This window comes from Pseudomonas sp. NFACC51, from assembly GCF_900103575.1.
In the GTDB taxonomy this organism is placed as follows: domain Bacteria; phylum Pseudomonadota; class Gammaproteobacteria; order Pseudomonadales; family Pseudomonadaceae; genus Aquipseudomonas; species Aquipseudomonas fluorescens_Q.
Genome location: NZ_FMXH01000009.1, coordinates 31,590 through 46,479, shown reverse-complemented (window position 1 = coordinate 46,479; position 14,890 = coordinate 31,590). Strand labels below are relative to the sequence as shown.

At 59.5% G+C, this 14,890-nt stretch carries 13 protein-coding genes; 5 read left to right on the top strand and 8 right to left on the bottom strand.

Annotated elements, in window-relative coordinates; translation table 11 throughout:
• Window positions 1-8: 8 nt before the first annotated feature.
• The gene (locus tag BLT00_RS18635) at window positions 9-974 is read left to right on the top strand and encodes a CobW family GTP-binding protein (RefSeq protein WP_092147635.1); all 966 of its coding nucleotides are present in this window, start codon (window positions 9-11) and stop codon (window positions 972-974) included.
• Between the two features lie 12 nt (window positions 975-986).
• On the opposite strand, the gene BLT00_RS18630 is transcribed toward BLT00_RS18635, so the two are convergent.
• Window positions 987-1,409, bottom strand: coding sequence for a DUF3301 domain-containing protein (locus BLT00_RS18630; protein ID WP_092147638.1), 423 nt, complete (start codon window positions 1,407-1,409; stop codon window positions 987-989).
• 119 nt (window positions 1,410-1,528) lie between these two features.
• On the opposite strand from BLT00_RS18630, the gene pdxY reads away from it, so the two are divergent.
• Window positions 1,529-2,401: a pyridoxal kinase PdxY gene (gene pdxY / locus BLT00_RS18625; protein WP_092147641.1), complete on the top strand. Its 873-nt coding sequence runs from the start codon at window positions 1,529-1,531 to the stop codon at window positions 2,399-2,401.
• A gap of 101 nt (window positions 2,402-2,502) precedes the next feature.
• Here pdxY and BLT00_RS18620 read toward each other — a convergent pair whose 3' ends face one another.
• Complete coding sequence (locus BLT00_RS18620) at window positions 2,503-2,988, bottom strand: acyl-CoA thioesterase (RefSeq protein WP_003206993.1); 486 nt, start codon at window positions 2,986-2,988, stop codon at window positions 2,503-2,505.
• Between the two features lie 277 nt (window positions 2,989-3,265).
• Between BLT00_RS18620 and BLT00_RS18615 the strand changes: the two genes are divergently transcribed.
• Window positions 3,266-5,029, top strand: coding sequence for a cation:proton antiporter (locus BLT00_RS18615; RefSeq protein ID WP_092147644.1), 1,764 nt, complete (start codon window positions 3,266-3,268; stop codon window positions 5,027-5,029).
• A gap of 13 nt (window positions 5,030-5,042) precedes the next feature.
• Here the strand turns inward: BLT00_RS18615 and BLT00_RS18610 are convergent, their stop codons facing one another.
• The 3 genes from BLT00_RS18610 to uvrD all read right to left on the bottom strand — a co-directional run bounded on the left by BLT00_RS18610 (window position 5,043) and on the right by uvrD (window position 8,964).
• Window positions 5,043-5,450: an SMI1/KNR4 family protein gene (locus tag BLT00_RS18610; RefSeq protein ID WP_030139083.1), complete on the bottom strand. Its 408-nt coding sequence runs from the start codon at window positions 5,448-5,450 to the stop codon at window positions 5,043-5,045.
• Window positions 5,451-5,590: 140 nt separating this feature from the next.
• The gene (locus BLT00_RS18605) at window positions 5,591-6,469 is read right to left on the bottom strand and encodes a Tim44 domain-containing protein (protein WP_092147647.1); all 879 of its coding nucleotides are present in this window, start codon (window positions 6,467-6,469) and stop codon (window positions 5,591-5,593) included.
• A gap of 311 nt (window positions 6,470-6,780) precedes the next feature.
• Window positions 6,781-8,964 (bottom strand): DNA helicase II, encoded by a 2,184-nt coding sequence (gene uvrD / locus BLT00_RS18600; protein WP_063323716.1) that lies wholly within the window; start codon window positions 8,962-8,964, stop codon window positions 6,781-6,783.
• A 261-nt stretch (window positions 8,965-9,225) separates the two neighbouring features.
• Here uvrD and BLT00_RS18595 point away from each other — a divergent pair, with 261 nt between their 5' ends.
• Window positions 9,226-12,096 (top strand): EAL domain-containing protein, encoded by a 2,871-nt coding sequence (locus BLT00_RS18595; protein ID WP_092147650.1) that lies wholly within the window; start codon window positions 9,226-9,228, stop codon window positions 12,094-12,096.
• A 56-nt stretch (window positions 12,097-12,152) separates the two neighbouring features.
• On the opposite strand, the gene BLT00_RS18590 is transcribed toward BLT00_RS18595, so the two are convergent.
• From BLT00_RS18590 to BLT00_RS31910, 3 genes are all read right to left on the bottom strand, one after another.
• Window positions 12,153-12,467: a hypothetical protein gene (locus BLT00_RS18590; RefSeq protein WP_092147653.1), complete on the bottom strand. Its 315-nt coding sequence runs from the start codon at window positions 12,465-12,467 to the stop codon at window positions 12,153-12,155.
• Window positions 12,468-12,775: 308 nt separating this feature from the next.
• On the bottom strand, window positions 12,776-13,210 hold the full coding sequence (locus BLT00_RS18585) for a DUF3757 domain-containing protein (protein ID WP_092147656.1): 435 nt from the start codon (window positions 13,208-13,210) through the stop codon (window positions 12,776-12,778).
• Window positions 13,211-13,267: 57 nt separating this feature from the next.
• Window positions 13,268-13,663, bottom strand: a complete 396-nt coding sequence (locus tag BLT00_RS31910; RefSeq protein WP_175483406.1) for a hypothetical protein — start codon at window positions 13,661-13,663, stop codon at window positions 13,268-13,270.
• A 158-nt stretch (window positions 13,664-13,821) separates the two neighbouring features.
• Here BLT00_RS31910 and hexR point away from each other — a divergent pair, with 158 nt between their 5' ends.
• Window positions 13,822-14,688 carry a transcriptional regulator HexR gene (hexR, locus tag BLT00_RS18580; protein WP_003187110.1) on the top strand — a complete coding sequence of 289 codons (867 nt, stop codon included), beginning with the start codon at window positions 13,822-13,824 and terminating at the stop codon, window positions 14,686-14,688.
• Window positions 14,689-14,890: the final 202 nt, after the last annotated feature.

Here is a 14,890-nt window from a genome sequence, read left to right as displayed (position 1 = left end):
CGTCGATTATGTTGCAGCACATTCCCACCCATGTCATCGCCGGTCCCTTGGGCGCCGGCAAGACCAGCCTGATCAGGCATCTGCTGGCGCGGCGCCCGGCCAATGAGCGCTGGGCGGTGCTGATCAATGAGTTTGGCCAGATCGGCCTGGATGCCGCGTTGCTGACCCAGGCTGGCGATGGTATCGCACTGGGCGAAGTGGCCGGCGGCTGCTTGTGCTGTGTCAACGGTGCGCCGTTTCAGATCGGTCTTGGGCGTTTGCTGCGCAAGGCCCGGCCGGATCGGCTATTCATCGAACCCTCGGGCCTGGGGCATCCGGCACAGTTGATGCGACAACTGAGTGAAGCGCCATGGCTCGGTGTGCTCGCGGTGCAACCCTGTGTGCTGGTGCTGGATGCCCGGGCGATGGCGGACGGCAAGCCTTTGCCCGACGCGCAGCAACAAACCCTGGCGGCTGCCGGACTGCTGGTGCTGAACAAGTCCGAGTCCCTCACACAAGCCGATCGTGAATGGCTGACGGCGCAGCTGCCAGGGCGTGCGTTGTACTGGACGCAACAGGCTGCGTTGCCGATCGATCGATTGCCAGGCCTTGCGGCTCGGGGCAGTGGGGCTGTGGATAACTTGAATCTACCAAAGCGCTTGGGCCAGATGCCGGCCATTTGGTCCGACCCGACGCTGCCGATCTGCTTGTATCAGCAGCAGGACGGTGGTTGGAGTATTGGTTGGCGCTGGCATCCCAGCCAGCAATTCGACGCAGCGGCATTGACGCGATGGCTACAAGGCCAAGACTGGAAACGGGCGAAAATGGTTATCCACAGCGTCGACGGTTGGATTTCAGCCAATGCGCTGGAAGGGGCGGTGTTGGGTTGGCAAACCAGCGAGTGGCGCCAGGATTCTCGGATCGAGCTGATTTTCGATCAGGTGCAAGACGTCGATCGCCTGCAGGCCGAGCTGGCGAACTGTCGGTGTCGCTGAGTCAACGCTGTTTCAAGGCTTCCACTTGTTGTGTTCCTGGCGCCACTGGCTCAATTCGATAACTTCAGCCCTGGGCCTGGTCTGGACCGGTTCGATGGGCGCTGGCGGTGTTTCTTCAAAGGGCATCGGGTAGGGTGCCAGCTCTATGTGTGCGCTGTGGGCACCAAATTGGGTGATGCTGCCCGAATGGCGGCTTTCGCCGGTGACGGTGAACTCGAAGGTGTAGACGCGAGCCAGGCGTCGCCGACCATTGGCGTCCTTCATGAAGCCGATTTTTTTCAGCGCCACGTTGCCGTCCAGCAGTTCGATCTTGAGGTTGGTGCAATGCTGCATGACCCTCGCCAACGCCCGTTCGCGCAAGCCATGGTTGTGCCACAGCCAGGCGCCGCCGGTAGCCAGCAGCATCAGCACGAAGATGTTTCCAAGGGTCAGCATGAACGAAGTGCTCCAACAAGTTGCTGTCAGCTTAACTGCCTCGCCGGTCTGTCGTACAGGCTGCGTTTAGTCGCATACTGCGCGGCTTGAATTTCAATCGTTTTACGGAAACTTCCCGCATGAAACGTACGCCTCATCTGCTTGCCATTCAGTCCCACGTGGTGTTCGGTCACGCTGGCAATAGCGCCGCGGTGTTTCCGATGCAGCGGGTCGGCGTGAACGTCTGGCCGCTCAATACCGTGCAGTTTTCCAATCACACCCAGTACGGCCAATGGGCCGGTGAGGTGCTGGCGCCGGAGCAGATACCGGCATTGGTAGAAGGCATTGCCGCTATCGGTGAGCTGGGGCATTGCGATGCGGTGTTGTCCGGTTACCTGGGCAGCGCGGCTCAGGGGCGGGCGATTCTGACGGGCGTGGCGCGGATCAAGGCCGCCAATCCGAAGGCGCTGTACCTGTGTGACCCGGTTATGGGGCATCCAGAGAAGGGCTGTATCGTGGCGCCCGAGGTGAGTGAATTTCTCCTGGAAGAAGCCGCTGCCGTGGCGGACCTCATGTGCCCGAACCAACTGGAGCTGGACAGTTTTTCGGGACGCAAGGCGCAGTCTTTGCTCGACTGCCTGGCCATGGCCCGGGCGTTGCTGGCCCGTGGGCCGAAGGCGGTGCTGGTCAAGCACCTGGCCTACCCTGGCAAGCCGGATAACAGCTTCGAGATGCTGTTGGTGACCGCCGATGGCAATTGGCACCTGCGCCGTCCGCTGCTGGCTTTCCCGCGCCAGCCGGTGGGTGTGGGTGACCTGACCTCGGGGTTGTTCCTGGCGCGGATATTATTGGGGGACAGCCTGGTGGCGGCACTCGAATTCACCGCGGCGGCGGTGCATGAAGTGCTGCTGGAAACCCAGGCCTGCACCAGCTATGAGCTGGAACTGGTCCGTGCCCAGGACCGGATCGCCCATCCACGGGTGCGGTTCGAGGCTGTGCCAATCAGTCTCTGATCAATGCAAGCCCCTTGTGGGAGCGAGCTTGCTCGCGATGAGGGCATCAACATAGAGGTTGGCCGTGACATCGCCATCGCGAGCAAGCTCCCACATGTCGGTTAAGGCCCGTCTGCCTTGATGTCCTGATAACGCTTTTCCAGCTCCTGGCGAATCTGCCGGCGTTGCTGGGCTTGTTCGTAGCGGCGTTTTTCTTCGCTGTTTTGCGGCTGCAAGGGCGGCACGGCTGCGGGTTTACGCAGGTCATCCACCGCAACCATGGTGAAGAAGCAACTGTTGGTGTGGCGCACCGAGCGTTCGCGAATATTTTCGGTCACGACTTTGATGCCCACTTCCATCGACGTGTTGCCGGTGTAGTTCACCGACGCCAGGAAGGTCACCAGTTCGCCGACATGAATCGGCTCACGAAAGATGACCTGGTCAACCGACAGGGTCACCACGTAGCGCCCGGCATAGCGGCTGGCGCAGGCGTAAGCGACTTCGTCGAGGTATTTGAGCAAGGTGCCGCCATGGACATTGCCAGAGAAGTTGGCCATATCGGGGGTCATCAACACCGTCATCGACAGCTGGGCGTTTCCGGGTTCCATAACGTACTCACGGTTCAAGGCAGCAATTCGGGAGTGCACCTCTGCGGGTGCTGGTGGGTGGCCTGCAACAGGTCACCAGGTTTTAAAAACCACCGATATCGGGACGCTGCGCTTGTGGTTGCCGTCACGCACCGATGGATCTGTTTCCATATATTGCACTGTCTTTTTGTCGGAAGTCGCGGTGTTACCCTTCAAAAGCCCGTTGTGAGGGCAATTCCTACAGGGGAACCGGATTTCTCCAGCTCTGCAGTGCGTCATTTGAACAGGGAGCCTCGACATGCATGCCATCAGTTTCATTCAAGACTTGGCGATCATCATGATGGCTGCGGGACTGGTGACCGTACTCTTTCATCGTTTCAAGCAACCGGTGGTACTGGGCTACATCGTGGCCGGCTTCATCATCGGCCCGCATACGCCGCCGTTCGGTTTTATCCACGACGCAGACACGATCAAGACCCTGGCCGAGCTCGGGGTGATCTTCCTGATGTTTTGCCTGGGCCTGGAGTTCAGTCTGCGCAAACTGTTCAAGGTCGGGGCCACCGCCTTCATCGCGGCGTTCCTCGAAATCGTGCTGATGATCTGGATCGGTTATGAAATCGGCCGCTGGTTCGAGTGGAGCACCATGGACTCGCTGTTCCTCGGCGCGATCCTGGCCATTTCCTCCACCACCATCATCGTCAAGGCCCTCAACGACCTGAAAATGAAGAACGAGCGCTTCGCGCAGCTGATTTTCGGGGTGTTGATCGTCGAGGACATCCTGGGCATTGGCATCATCGCCTTGCTGTCGAGCATTGCCGTCAGCGGCACCGTGAGTTCCGGCGAGGTGTTTTCCACCGTTGGCAAGTTGTCGTTGTTCATGATCGTCGCGTTGGTCATCGGCATTCTGCTGGTGCCGAGGGTGCTGGCCTACGTGGCGAAGTTCGACAGCAACGAAATGTTGCTGATTACCGTGCTGGGCCTGTGTTTCGGCTTCTGCCTGCTGGTGGTGAAGCTGGAATACAGCATGGTGCTCGGGGCGTTCCTGATCGGTGCGATCATGGCTGAGTCCCGGCAACTGCTGAAAATCGAGCGGCTGGTGGAACCGGTGCGCGATCTGTTCAGCGCGATCTTCTTCGTCGCCATCGGGCTGATGCTCGACCCGGCGATATTGCTGCAATACGCCTGGCCGATTGCGGTGATCACGGGTGCAGTGGTGCTCGGCAAGATGTTGTCCTGCGGCCTCGGTGCCTTTATCGCCGGCAACGACGGACGCACCTCGCTGCGCGTTGGGATGGGCCTTTCGCAGATCGGCGAATTCTCCTTCATCATCGCGTCGTTGGGGATGACCCTGCAGGTCACCAGCGATTTCCTCTATCCGGTTGCGGTCGCCGTCTCGGTGTTGACCACACTGCTGACGCCGTACCTGATCCGGGCCGCCGACCCGCTGTCCGTCAAGTTGGCGACGGTCATGCCGCAACGGTTGACGCGTGTGCTGGGGATGTATGGCGAATGGCTGCGCAGCATCCAGCCCCACGGCGAAGGAGCGATGATGGCGTCGATGATCAGGCGGATTTTGCTGCAGGTTGGAGTCAACCTGGCGCTGGTCATCGCGATTTTTGTCTCGAGCGGCTATTTCGCCGAGCGAATATCGGCTTACCTGCAAGCGTGGATCAGCGACCCGAGCTGGCACAAGGCATTGATCTGGGGCGGGGCATTGCTGGTGTCGCTACCGTTCCTGATCGCCGCCTATCGCAAGCTCAAGGCGCTATCGATGCTGCTGGCGGAGATGGGCGTGAAGACGGAGATGGCTGGCCGCCACACCCAGCGCGTGCGTCGGGTGATCGCCGAAGTGATCCCGATTCTCTCGTTGCTGGTGATTTTCCTGCTGTTGGCAGCCTTGTCGGCCAGCATTTTGCCGACCAACAAGTTGCTCGTACTGATCGCCGTGGTGGCGACTGCCGTGGCGGCACTGCTCTGGCGCTGGTTCATCCGCCTGCATACGCGGATGCAGGTGGCCTTGCTTGAAACCCTGGACAACCACAAGGAGTCGTCCGGGCATTGACCGGCCATGGGGCTCAGCTTTCCAGCCAGACGTCCCGCGCCCAGTGCCAGACCGATTCCCAGGTTTCTTCGGCGATCAGCTCTTCGTCGGCCTGCCACAGCACCACAGTGCCGTCTTCTTCGACGCAATAGTAATCGTCGCCGTCCTGGCATATCGGGATCAGGCTGCGGTCGACACCGGCATCCCAGGCATTGGCGGCCACATCCGGCAGGTAGGTGTGGGATTGTGGATCGGTGACGGTCACCGGCTCCAGGCTGCCATAGACGACATCGCTGACGGTCAGCAAAAACTCCCTGAAGACGAATGGAATATCGATGAACAGCTGCTCTTCGATCTCTACCAGCAAGTCTTCGTCGGGCAACTCCAGCGGGACCGGTACGGGCTCGTTGGCTTCACGCAATTGTTCGATGATTTCTTCCACGTCCGGGGATCCTCTTTCTCGATGGCGCGGTTTTATATGGAGCGGTTTATACAGTAGCTCGCTATAGATGCAACCGCGAAATAGAAAACCCCGGCCTGAGCCGGGGTTCTTTTATTTCAACATGCAAAACGGGCAAAGGTTCAACCGTTCTGGCGGATACCGGCCACCAGCCAAGGCTGGTCATCGCCCTGGGCACGTTCCATGTTCCAGCTTTCGCTGAACGCTTCGCCCTTGTCGAAGCGAGAATCCTTCGACACACCGCTGAAGGTCAGGGTGGCGATGGTCTTGTCGGCGCGATCGTCGACGCCGTCCAGCTGCACGTGCAGATTGTCGATGTAGGTGGACTGGAAGCCATCACCCAGCTCGGTCCGCTCGCGCTTGAGGAACTCCAGTAGTTGCGGAGTCACGAACTCGGAGATCTTGTCCATTTCGTTCGCGTCCCAATGCTGCTGCAGGGCCATGAAGTGGTTGCGCGCGGCTTCGATGAAGCGTTGCTCGTTGAACCAGGCCGGCGCATTGATGACCGGACGAGCGGCCGCAGGCGCTGCCGAACCGCCGAAGATCGAACCACTGGCAGCAGGCTGCTGGTTGAACACCTCACGCTGCATCGGCGCATGGCCGGCTGGAGCGAATTGCTCCTGCTGCTTGCGACGACGAGCGGCAATGAAGCGGAAGACCAGGAAGGCGATGACCGCCATGATCAGGATGTCGAAGATCTGCATGCCCTGGAAGCCGTCGCCCATGAACATGGAGGCGAGCAGGCCACCGGCGGCGATGCCGGCCAGGGGGCCGAGCCAGCGCGAAGCACCGCTTGCCTTGGTGGCAGCGCCCGCGGCACCGGCAGCACCTGCGGTGGCAGCGGTAGAGCCGGCGGCAGAGGACGGCGCCATCTGGCTGGTCTGGTGAGTCGGGGCTGCCCCCGAGCTTTTACCACCGCCAAAGCGCTTGGCGGCATTGGCGTCGATGGCCATCGTCAGGCCAATGCACAGCGCCATGGCGATGCTAAGAAAACGTTTCATATAAAGGCATTCCCATTTGTGGATAGCACGCGGGCCATGTTGCACAGGTGAAGTGTTGCTGGCTAGCGGCAGAGTGTTTCGGGCTTTTGCGTGACAGGTTAGGTTCAGCTTCAACCGCGCAAGAGGGCTTGTTCGATTTGGGCTGTAGGAAAAGTAAATAAGTTCGGTCGGAAACTAATGTGGGATGGGAGAAATACTTGTGGGAGCAAGGCTTGCCCGCGATAGCGATCGGTCTGACGCACCTGTGTTGAATGTGCCACCGCCTCGTGGGCAAGCCTTGCTCCCACAGCAAGGTGCTTCTTACGAAATCTTTAGATCGCTTCCAGCTTGGCATACCCCAGCATCAGCCACTTGCTGCCTTCGCTGAAGTTCACCTGCACCCGCGCCTGGGCGCCGGCACCCTCGAAGTTGAGGATCACGCCGTCGCCGAATACCGAATGCCGTACGGTCTGGCCGAGGCTGAAGCCGGTTTCCGGGATGTCGCTGCCGCCGAACAGGCTGCTGGTGCTTTGCTGCTGGCCGCCACCGAACGGACGGCTGACACTGTTGGACAGCCGCACTTCCTGGATCAGGCCCTTCGGTACTTCACGTACGAAGCGCGACACCTTGTTGTAGGTCTCGCTGCCATACAAACGTCGGGTTTCGGCGTAGGTCAGTACCAGATTCTGCATGGCGCGGGTGATACCGACGTAGGCCAGGCGCCGTTCCTCTTCCAGGCGTCCCGGTTCTTCCAGGCTCATCTTGTGGGGGAACAGGCCTTCTTCCATACCCACGAGGAACACGTAGGGGAATTCCAGGCCTTTGGCGCTGTGCAGGGTCATCAGCTGGATGCTGTCTTCATGTTCGTCGGCCTGGGTGTCGCCGGCTTCCAGGGAGGCGTGACCCAGGAAGGCCGACAGCGGTGTCAGGTCTTTGTCTTCTTCGGTACTTTCGAAGTTGCGCGCGGCGCTGACCAGTTCCTCAAGGTTTTCCACCCGGGCCTGGCCTTTCTCGCCTTTTTCCGCTTCGTGGTAGGCGATCAGGCCGGACTGCTCAATGACGGTCTGGGTCATCAAGTGCAGCGGCATTTCCCCGCACTTGGCGGCCAGGTCCTCGATCAGGTCCATGAAGGCCTTCAGGGCGCCAGCGGCGCGACCGGTCATGCCTTTGTTGACGACCAGTTGGTGCATGGCTTCCCACATGGACACATGGCTGTGGCGCGCGTGATCGCGAATCGCTTCAACGGTTTTTTCACCGATGCCCCGTGTTGGCACGTTGATCACCCGTTCCAGGGCCGCGTCGTTGCCGCGTCCTTCGATCAGGCGCAGGTAGGCCATGGCGTTCTTGATTTCAGCACGCTCGAAGAAGCGCTGGCCGCCGTAGATGCGGTACGGGATCCGTTCGCGCAACAAGGCTTCTTCCAATACCCGCGACTGGGCGTTGGAACGGTACAGGATGGCGATGTCGCTGCGGGCCAGGCCGGTTTTCAGCGCGCTTTCGATGGTTTCCACCACGTAGCGGGCTTCATCGTGTTCGTTGAAGGCGGCGTAGAGATTGATCGCTTCGCCTTCGCCGCCATCGGTCCACAATTCCTTGCCCAGACGCCCTGTGTTGTTGGCGATCAGGGCGTTGGCGGCCTTGAGGATGCCGGCGGTGGAGCGGTAATTCTGTTCCAGACGGATGACTTCGGCGTCCGGGAAGTCCGCCGAGTACTGGTGAATGTTTTCGATCTTGGCACCGCGCCAGCCGTAGATCGACTGGTCATCGTCACCCACCACCATCAGGCTGTCGCCGCCCTTGGCGAGCAGGCGCAACCAGGCGTATTGCACGGCGTTGGTGTCCTGGAATTCGTCCACCAGTACATGCCGGAAGCGCTTCTGGTAGTGGGCCAGCAGGCCTGGGTGGTCGCGCCACAGGTCCAGCGCCCGTAGCAGCAGCTCGGAAAAGTCGATCACCCCGGCACGCTGGCACGCCGCCTCGTAGGCCTCATAGATGCTACGCATGGTCGCCAGGAACAAGTCGCCGCTGGCCTGGATGTGCTGCGGGCGCAGGCCTTCGTCTTTCTGGCCGTTGATGAACCATTGGGCCTGGCGGGCCGGCCAGCGCTGCTCGTCCAGGCCCAGTTCGCGGATTACCCGCTTGACCAGGCGTTGCTGGTCGTCGCTGTCCAGGATCTGGAAGGTCTGGCTCAGCCCGGCCTCCTGCCAATGCGCCCGCAACAAGCGGTGTGCCAGGCCGTGAAAGGTGCCGACCCACATGCCGGCAGGGTTGATGCCCATCAGTTGTTCGATGCGATGGCGCATCTCGGCCGCGGCCTTGTTGGTGAACGTCACCGACAGGATCGAATGGGGCGAGGCGTTCTCGACCTGGATCAACCAGGCGATACGGTGCACCAGCACTCGGGTTTTACCGGAGCCGGCACCGGCCAGGACCAACTGACGACCCACGGAGGCAGCTACGGCCTGACGTTGGGCATCGTTGAGGGAGTTCAGCAGAAGGGAGAGATCATCGCGCATCGGGGCATTCTAGGGGGCGGCGTCATCCCGGGCAAACCGAGCTTTGCATCAGCCGATAAAAGACCGCTTGATGATGACCGGTGGGTCATGGGCTACAGGCGTTGGCGGGACTCGCTCGAAAGGGTCGCCACCCAATGAAACAGCGACTTTTTTCCGTTTTTTTATGAGCTGGGGCAGTGTGGGATGCCCTGTGGCTTGTGTATGCTCGGTGCTTGTTTCGGGTTCTCCACGCTCCACTGAATAAGAACAAAAACAGTGCCAATGACCCTCAAATCCGATCCGGCGGGCCCCTGTGTGGCGCCGCGGGTCATCTGCAAGCAGTACGCCATGGAGATGGCGGTCGAGCGCACACGTCTGTTGTACCAAGGCTCGCTGCTGCCTACGCTGTTCATGCTGCTCAATGGTCTGGTCTGCGCCGCGCTGTTATGGGAGCCGCGGCGCTATTTCCTGGTCAGCGTCTGGCTCGTCTGGTTGTTGTCGCTGGTGGCCTTACGGGTGATCCAGGTGGCGGCTTTCGATTCGGCGATGCCGAGCCGCCAGGCACACCCGATCTGGTTGCGTATGTTTTTGCTGGGCTCGGCGATGACCGGCCTGACGCTGGCTGGGGCCGGTATCGCGCTGGTCCCGGCTGACAGTTTCCAGCAGCAGGCCTGGGTGTTCGGCCTGATTGGCGCGGCCGCCCTGTCGGCCAGCGTGGCCTACGCGGTAAGCCTTCCCGCATTCCTGTCCTTTACCTTGCCCTGCCTATTACCGGCCATCGGCTACCTCTTCTGGGGCGGCGACGAGCAGCAACGCGGGTGGGGCTGGCTTGGGCTGATCGTGCTGGTCTCGCTGAGCGTGGTCGCCTGGCAAGTCAACCGCTTGATCCAAAGCGGCCTGTTACGGCGCTTCCAGAACCAGGCGCTGATCGAGCATCTGCAGCAAGCACAAACCCGCAGTGCCCAGCTCAACGACGCGCTGGCCCGGGAGGTCGAGCAACGCCGTTCTGCGGAGGAAAAACTGCGAGCGGCCCAGGTTGGCCTGGAGGCGCGGGTCGCGCAGCGCAGTCTTGAACTGGAAGTCGCCAGCCAGGCCCTGAGCAAGAGTGAGGCGCGTCTGGCCCTGGCGCTCAAGGCCAGTGAGCTGGGGTTGTGGGATTGGAACCTGCAGACTGACGAAGTCCATCACACTCAGCTCAAGGAGCTCTTCGGCCTGGAGCCCGAATACATCACGGCGATGCTCACTCACCTCACTCCGCGCCTGCACCCTCAGGACCTGCCGGCGCTCAAGCGGGCCTTGGTCGAACACCTCAAGGGCCGCAGCGAGGATTACCAGATCGAATACCGTGTGCGCCACGGCGATGGCCACTGGGTCTGGATCGAAGACCGCGGTCGGGCTGTGGAGCGCAGCGTCAGCGGACGGGTGCTGCGTATGGTCGGTACCCGGCGAGACATCAGCACCAGCAAGGAACTTGAGCAGCAACGGCAACTGGCGGCCACAGTGTTCGAAGCCGCCAGCGAAGGTATCGTGATTTTCGACCCCCACTACGTGCTACTCGCTGCCAATCAGGCGTTCACGCGGGTCACCGGTTTCAATATCGATGACATGCTCGGGCGCAACGTGGTGGACCTGCCGTGCAGCCGCGATGCGCGCCGGCACTACCCCGTCATTCGCCAAGCGCTCAAGCAGCACGGCACCTGGCAGGGCGAGTTGGTGGAGGCGCGGGCCAACGGCGAGTTGTATCCGCAATGGCTGCAACTGAACGTTGTGCGCAATGCGCGGGGAAATGTCAGTCATATCGTGGGCTTCTTCGCCGATCTTTCGGCGCGACGCGAATCCGAAGAGCGGATGCGCTACCTGACCCATTACGACGAATTGACCGGGCTGGCCAATCGCTCGCTGTTTCGTGAGCGCCTGCACGAAGCTCATCAGCGTGTGCGCCAGGGCGGACGGCGCAGCCTGGCGTTGCTGCATATCAACCTGGACCGTTTCAAGTTGCTCAACGACAGCCTCGGCCATGACATCGCCGACCAGTTGCTGCAGAAAATGGCACGACGCCTGATCAATGCGCTGCCCGAGGCGGATACCATCGCGCGGCTATCGGGCGATGAGTTTGCGGTGTTGTTCGATGCCTATGGCAACCTTTCGAGCCTGGCGCGGGTGGCGACTCGGCTGGCCGCCAAGCTGCGTGTGCCACTGACCATAGAGGGCCATGAACTGGTGCTCAGTGCCTCGATCGGCATCAGCCTGTTGCCCGACAACACGCGAGAAGTTGCCATGCTGGTCAGCCAGGCGAACATGGCCATGCAACATGCCAAGCATTTGGGCGGCAACAATTTCCAGTTCTACACCGACAGCCTCCAGGCCAGCACGCTGGAGCGCCTGCAACTGGAGAATCAGCTGCGCAAGGCCTTGGAAGAGCAGCAACTGAAGGTTTTTTATCAGCCAAAACTGTGCCTGGCGACCGGACGCCTGAACGCCGCCGAGGCGTTGGTGCGTTGGGATCATCCGGCCATGGGTCGGGTACCGCCGGGGGATTTCATTGGCCTGGCCGAAGAGACCGGGTTGATCGGGCCGATCGGCGAATTCGTATTGCGCCAGGCTTGTTGGCAGGCATGCGAATGGCAGCGCCAGGGGCTCGCGCCGATCAGGGTGTCGGTCAATCTGTCGGTGCATCAACTGCGCCAAGGCAAGCTGGTCAGCCTGGTGCGACAGGTACTGGAGGAAACCGGTCTGGCCCCTCAATACCTGGAACTGGAGTTGACCGAGAGCCAGTTGCTCGACAGCGTTGAACACATCATCGCTACGTTCCAGCAATTGCGTGACCTTGGGGTCAAGCTGGCGATCGACGATTTCGGCACTGGCTACTCATCCCTGAGTTATCTCAAGCGCATCCCGGTGGATTACGTGAAGATCGACCAGGCGTTCATTCGCGGGCTGGGTGAGGGCAGCGTGGATGCGGCAATTACCCGGGCAATCATTGCAATGGCTCATGGCTTGTCGCTCAAGGTAGTGGCTGAAGGCGTGGAGCGGCAGGGGCAGCTTGAGTTCCTGGAAGCCGAGCGATGCGACGAGGTCCAGGGCTATCTCATCAGCCGGCCGGTCGAGGCCGAGGGCCTGGCCCAACTGCTGCGGGAGCAACGCCAGGAGTGAAACGTCCCGTCGGAGTGGCACGCACGGTGTCGCTCCGACGGGAACATGATGAGGTATTAATGGGTAATCATGACTTCATCAATGTGATGAACGAGTTGATTGTTGAAGAAGATGCTGACTCCGGTTACGTTCGAGTCGCCAAGCACTTTGTATTCGACCTGTTTGTGCGTGATAACTTGCAGTGCAACTTCATCACTTTGTTCCAGTTGCAAATCCAGGCGTAGATCGAAGGATTTGTCTTGTGTTTCACTCAGTACCAACTTTGGTGTGATGCCACTGTTCGATACCTCTACCGATCCATAGACGCGGAACGAAGCGGCGCCGGGCATACGGTCAATTTGTGCGGTCCAATCTTTAGTAGTAATGCTCATAGTGGGTAACTCCTGTACGTTAAGTTGATTGCGTCCTGCGAGGCCAATATATCGGATTTGACTGAGAGTGGTGAGGGTTGTTGTGGTTGATATTGTAAGCGAAAGTTGGTTGTCAGGAGGGGGCTTGTTTCTACTGTTTGAATATTGTTGCTTGAGCGGAACTAAATGGTCCGTGGTTCTCTGCTGCTAATAAGTTGGTTTCGCCCGAATTAGACTTGTGAAAGAGCTCCCAGTAATTTTAAACGTGTACCTGCGGTGAGGTGCAAGGCAGTTGCATCTCACCGCAGGTAAGCCCCTTGGTTAGCGGTTTATTCTTCGAGTCGGGAGAACGCACAGGCTCCTTTCGCTTGGGTTGTGCACTCATAGATAGTTGTTCCGAAATAACCTTCTGCGGTTTTCCAGTTTTCCAGTTTTTCAAGCTTTACCACTGCAGTTTTTCCCTGTGCGTTCAGTGGGTATAGTAGATTGACCTCGTTGCCGTTTTGGGTCGTGTAGGTACACCTCGCTATATGTCCACCCGTTGGGCTGGAAGAGCCATCCTTGGGCTGGTAGATACCGCCGACAAAGCGCTGCAATGGACTATTGTCACCTGTTTGTGCTTGGCCTAACCATCCACCCTCGGCCGAATAGTATGCGCCTGTAAGATGAATATTTTGTGCTTCCGGGCAAAATTCTTGAGACACAGCAAAAGCTTGAGTGTTGAGAAAAAAAAGCCCTGCAAGGTATATGTGTTTGTATTCCATTATCAGTCTTCTGTTTGGTGTTTATTAAATTTTTGAGTAAGGTAAGGAATTTTTATGCTAGCAAGACAAAATGAAAAGCACTATCAATGCGAGGGTGAGTTTGTGTAACAGAATCTGAGGTTTAAGTAAACGCAGCTGTTTTGTGAACGAGGCAGGTGGGTTTAATGCGTTTGATAAACGGAAAAAATCAGCGGAAATAATATTATTTGGGAGGTGGGTTTTGTGTGATTGATAGGCGGCGGGCAGCATTTTAAGTTGGTCGAGCAAGTGAGACGCGCCTCGACTGGGCTCAATTGCCGTTTGCGCACCACCCTCTGGTTCATCGCAATTCAACCGTTCGGTGCGTGTGAGACAAGTGCTGCACCCAATTTGGAAGTCTTTCCAGCGTTTCCCTAACCAGTCAGCCACTTTCGGAGGCCTCTGGTTCAGGGATGAGTGAGGTTTCTCGCGCATCAGAGCCTTCCTGGGTGGCTACATGGCTCGTTCTCCGCGAAAACAAGGGGTAGCAGGCTAACCCGGTTACGTATTGGGGCAGGCAAAAAGCCAATTCTTGTAGTATAACTACAAGCTTGCTACATCCCAGCACCTGCCCATAACAAGAGTCCAGCCCCTTGAACCTGTTGCAACACATCGCCCAGTCACGCCATTTGCTGCGCAAGTCGGAGCTGAAAGTCGCCGATCACGTACTGCTTGATCCGGCGGCCGTGATGCATAGCTCCATGGCCGATCTTGCCCACAGCGTCGGCATCAGCGAACCGACCATCGTGCGTTTCTGCCGGGCCATCGGTTGCTCGGGTTTCCAGGACCTGAAACTCAAGCTGGCGCAAAGCCTCGCCGCCGGTGCGAGCTTCGGTCAGTTTGCGATCCACGAAGACGATTCAGTGGCGGACTACAGCCTGAAAATCTTCGACACGACCCTGCATACGCTGATGGAGGTTCGCGAGAAGCTCGACCCGGTGGCGTTGCAAAAAGCCGTCACGGCCATGTCCCAGGCCCAGCGTGTCGAGTTTTATGGCTTCGGCGCGTCGGGCGCGGTAGCAGCCGATGCCCAGCACAAGTTCTTCCGGTTGCTACTGACGGCTGCAGCCTATTCCGACCCGCACATGCAGGCCATGTCAGCGGTGACCTTGAAACCCACCGATGTGGCGATTTGCATTTCCCAGTCGGGGCGTTCCAAGGACTTGCTGATCACCGCGAACCTGGTGCGCGAAAGCGGCGCTTCACTGATCACCTTGTGCCCGAGCCAGACGCCATTGGCGGAACTGTCCACGGTGAACCTGGCCATCGACGTGCATGAAGACACCGAGATCTACACGCCGCTGACCTCGCGCATTGCCCACCTGGTGGTGATTGACGTATTGGCGATGGGCGTCGCCATGGCTCGTGGTCCAAGCCTGGTCAACCACCTCAAGAGTGTGAAGCGCAGCCTGCGCAGCTTGCGGCTGTCGCCCAAGTCGGTGAAGGCGTTGGATGACTGAGCCCTGGTCCTGGGGCTTCTGTGGCGAGGGAGCTTGCTCCCGCTCGGCTGCGCAGCAGTCGCAAACCTGCTGCGTCTGGATAATCGTTCGGGGTCGCTTCGCAACCCAGCGGGAGCAAGCTCCCTCGCCACAGGGTGTCATCCGACCCGAATTCATCGTTCTGTAACGCACGCGCCGCCAAACCGTCATCCCGCGCCGTCAT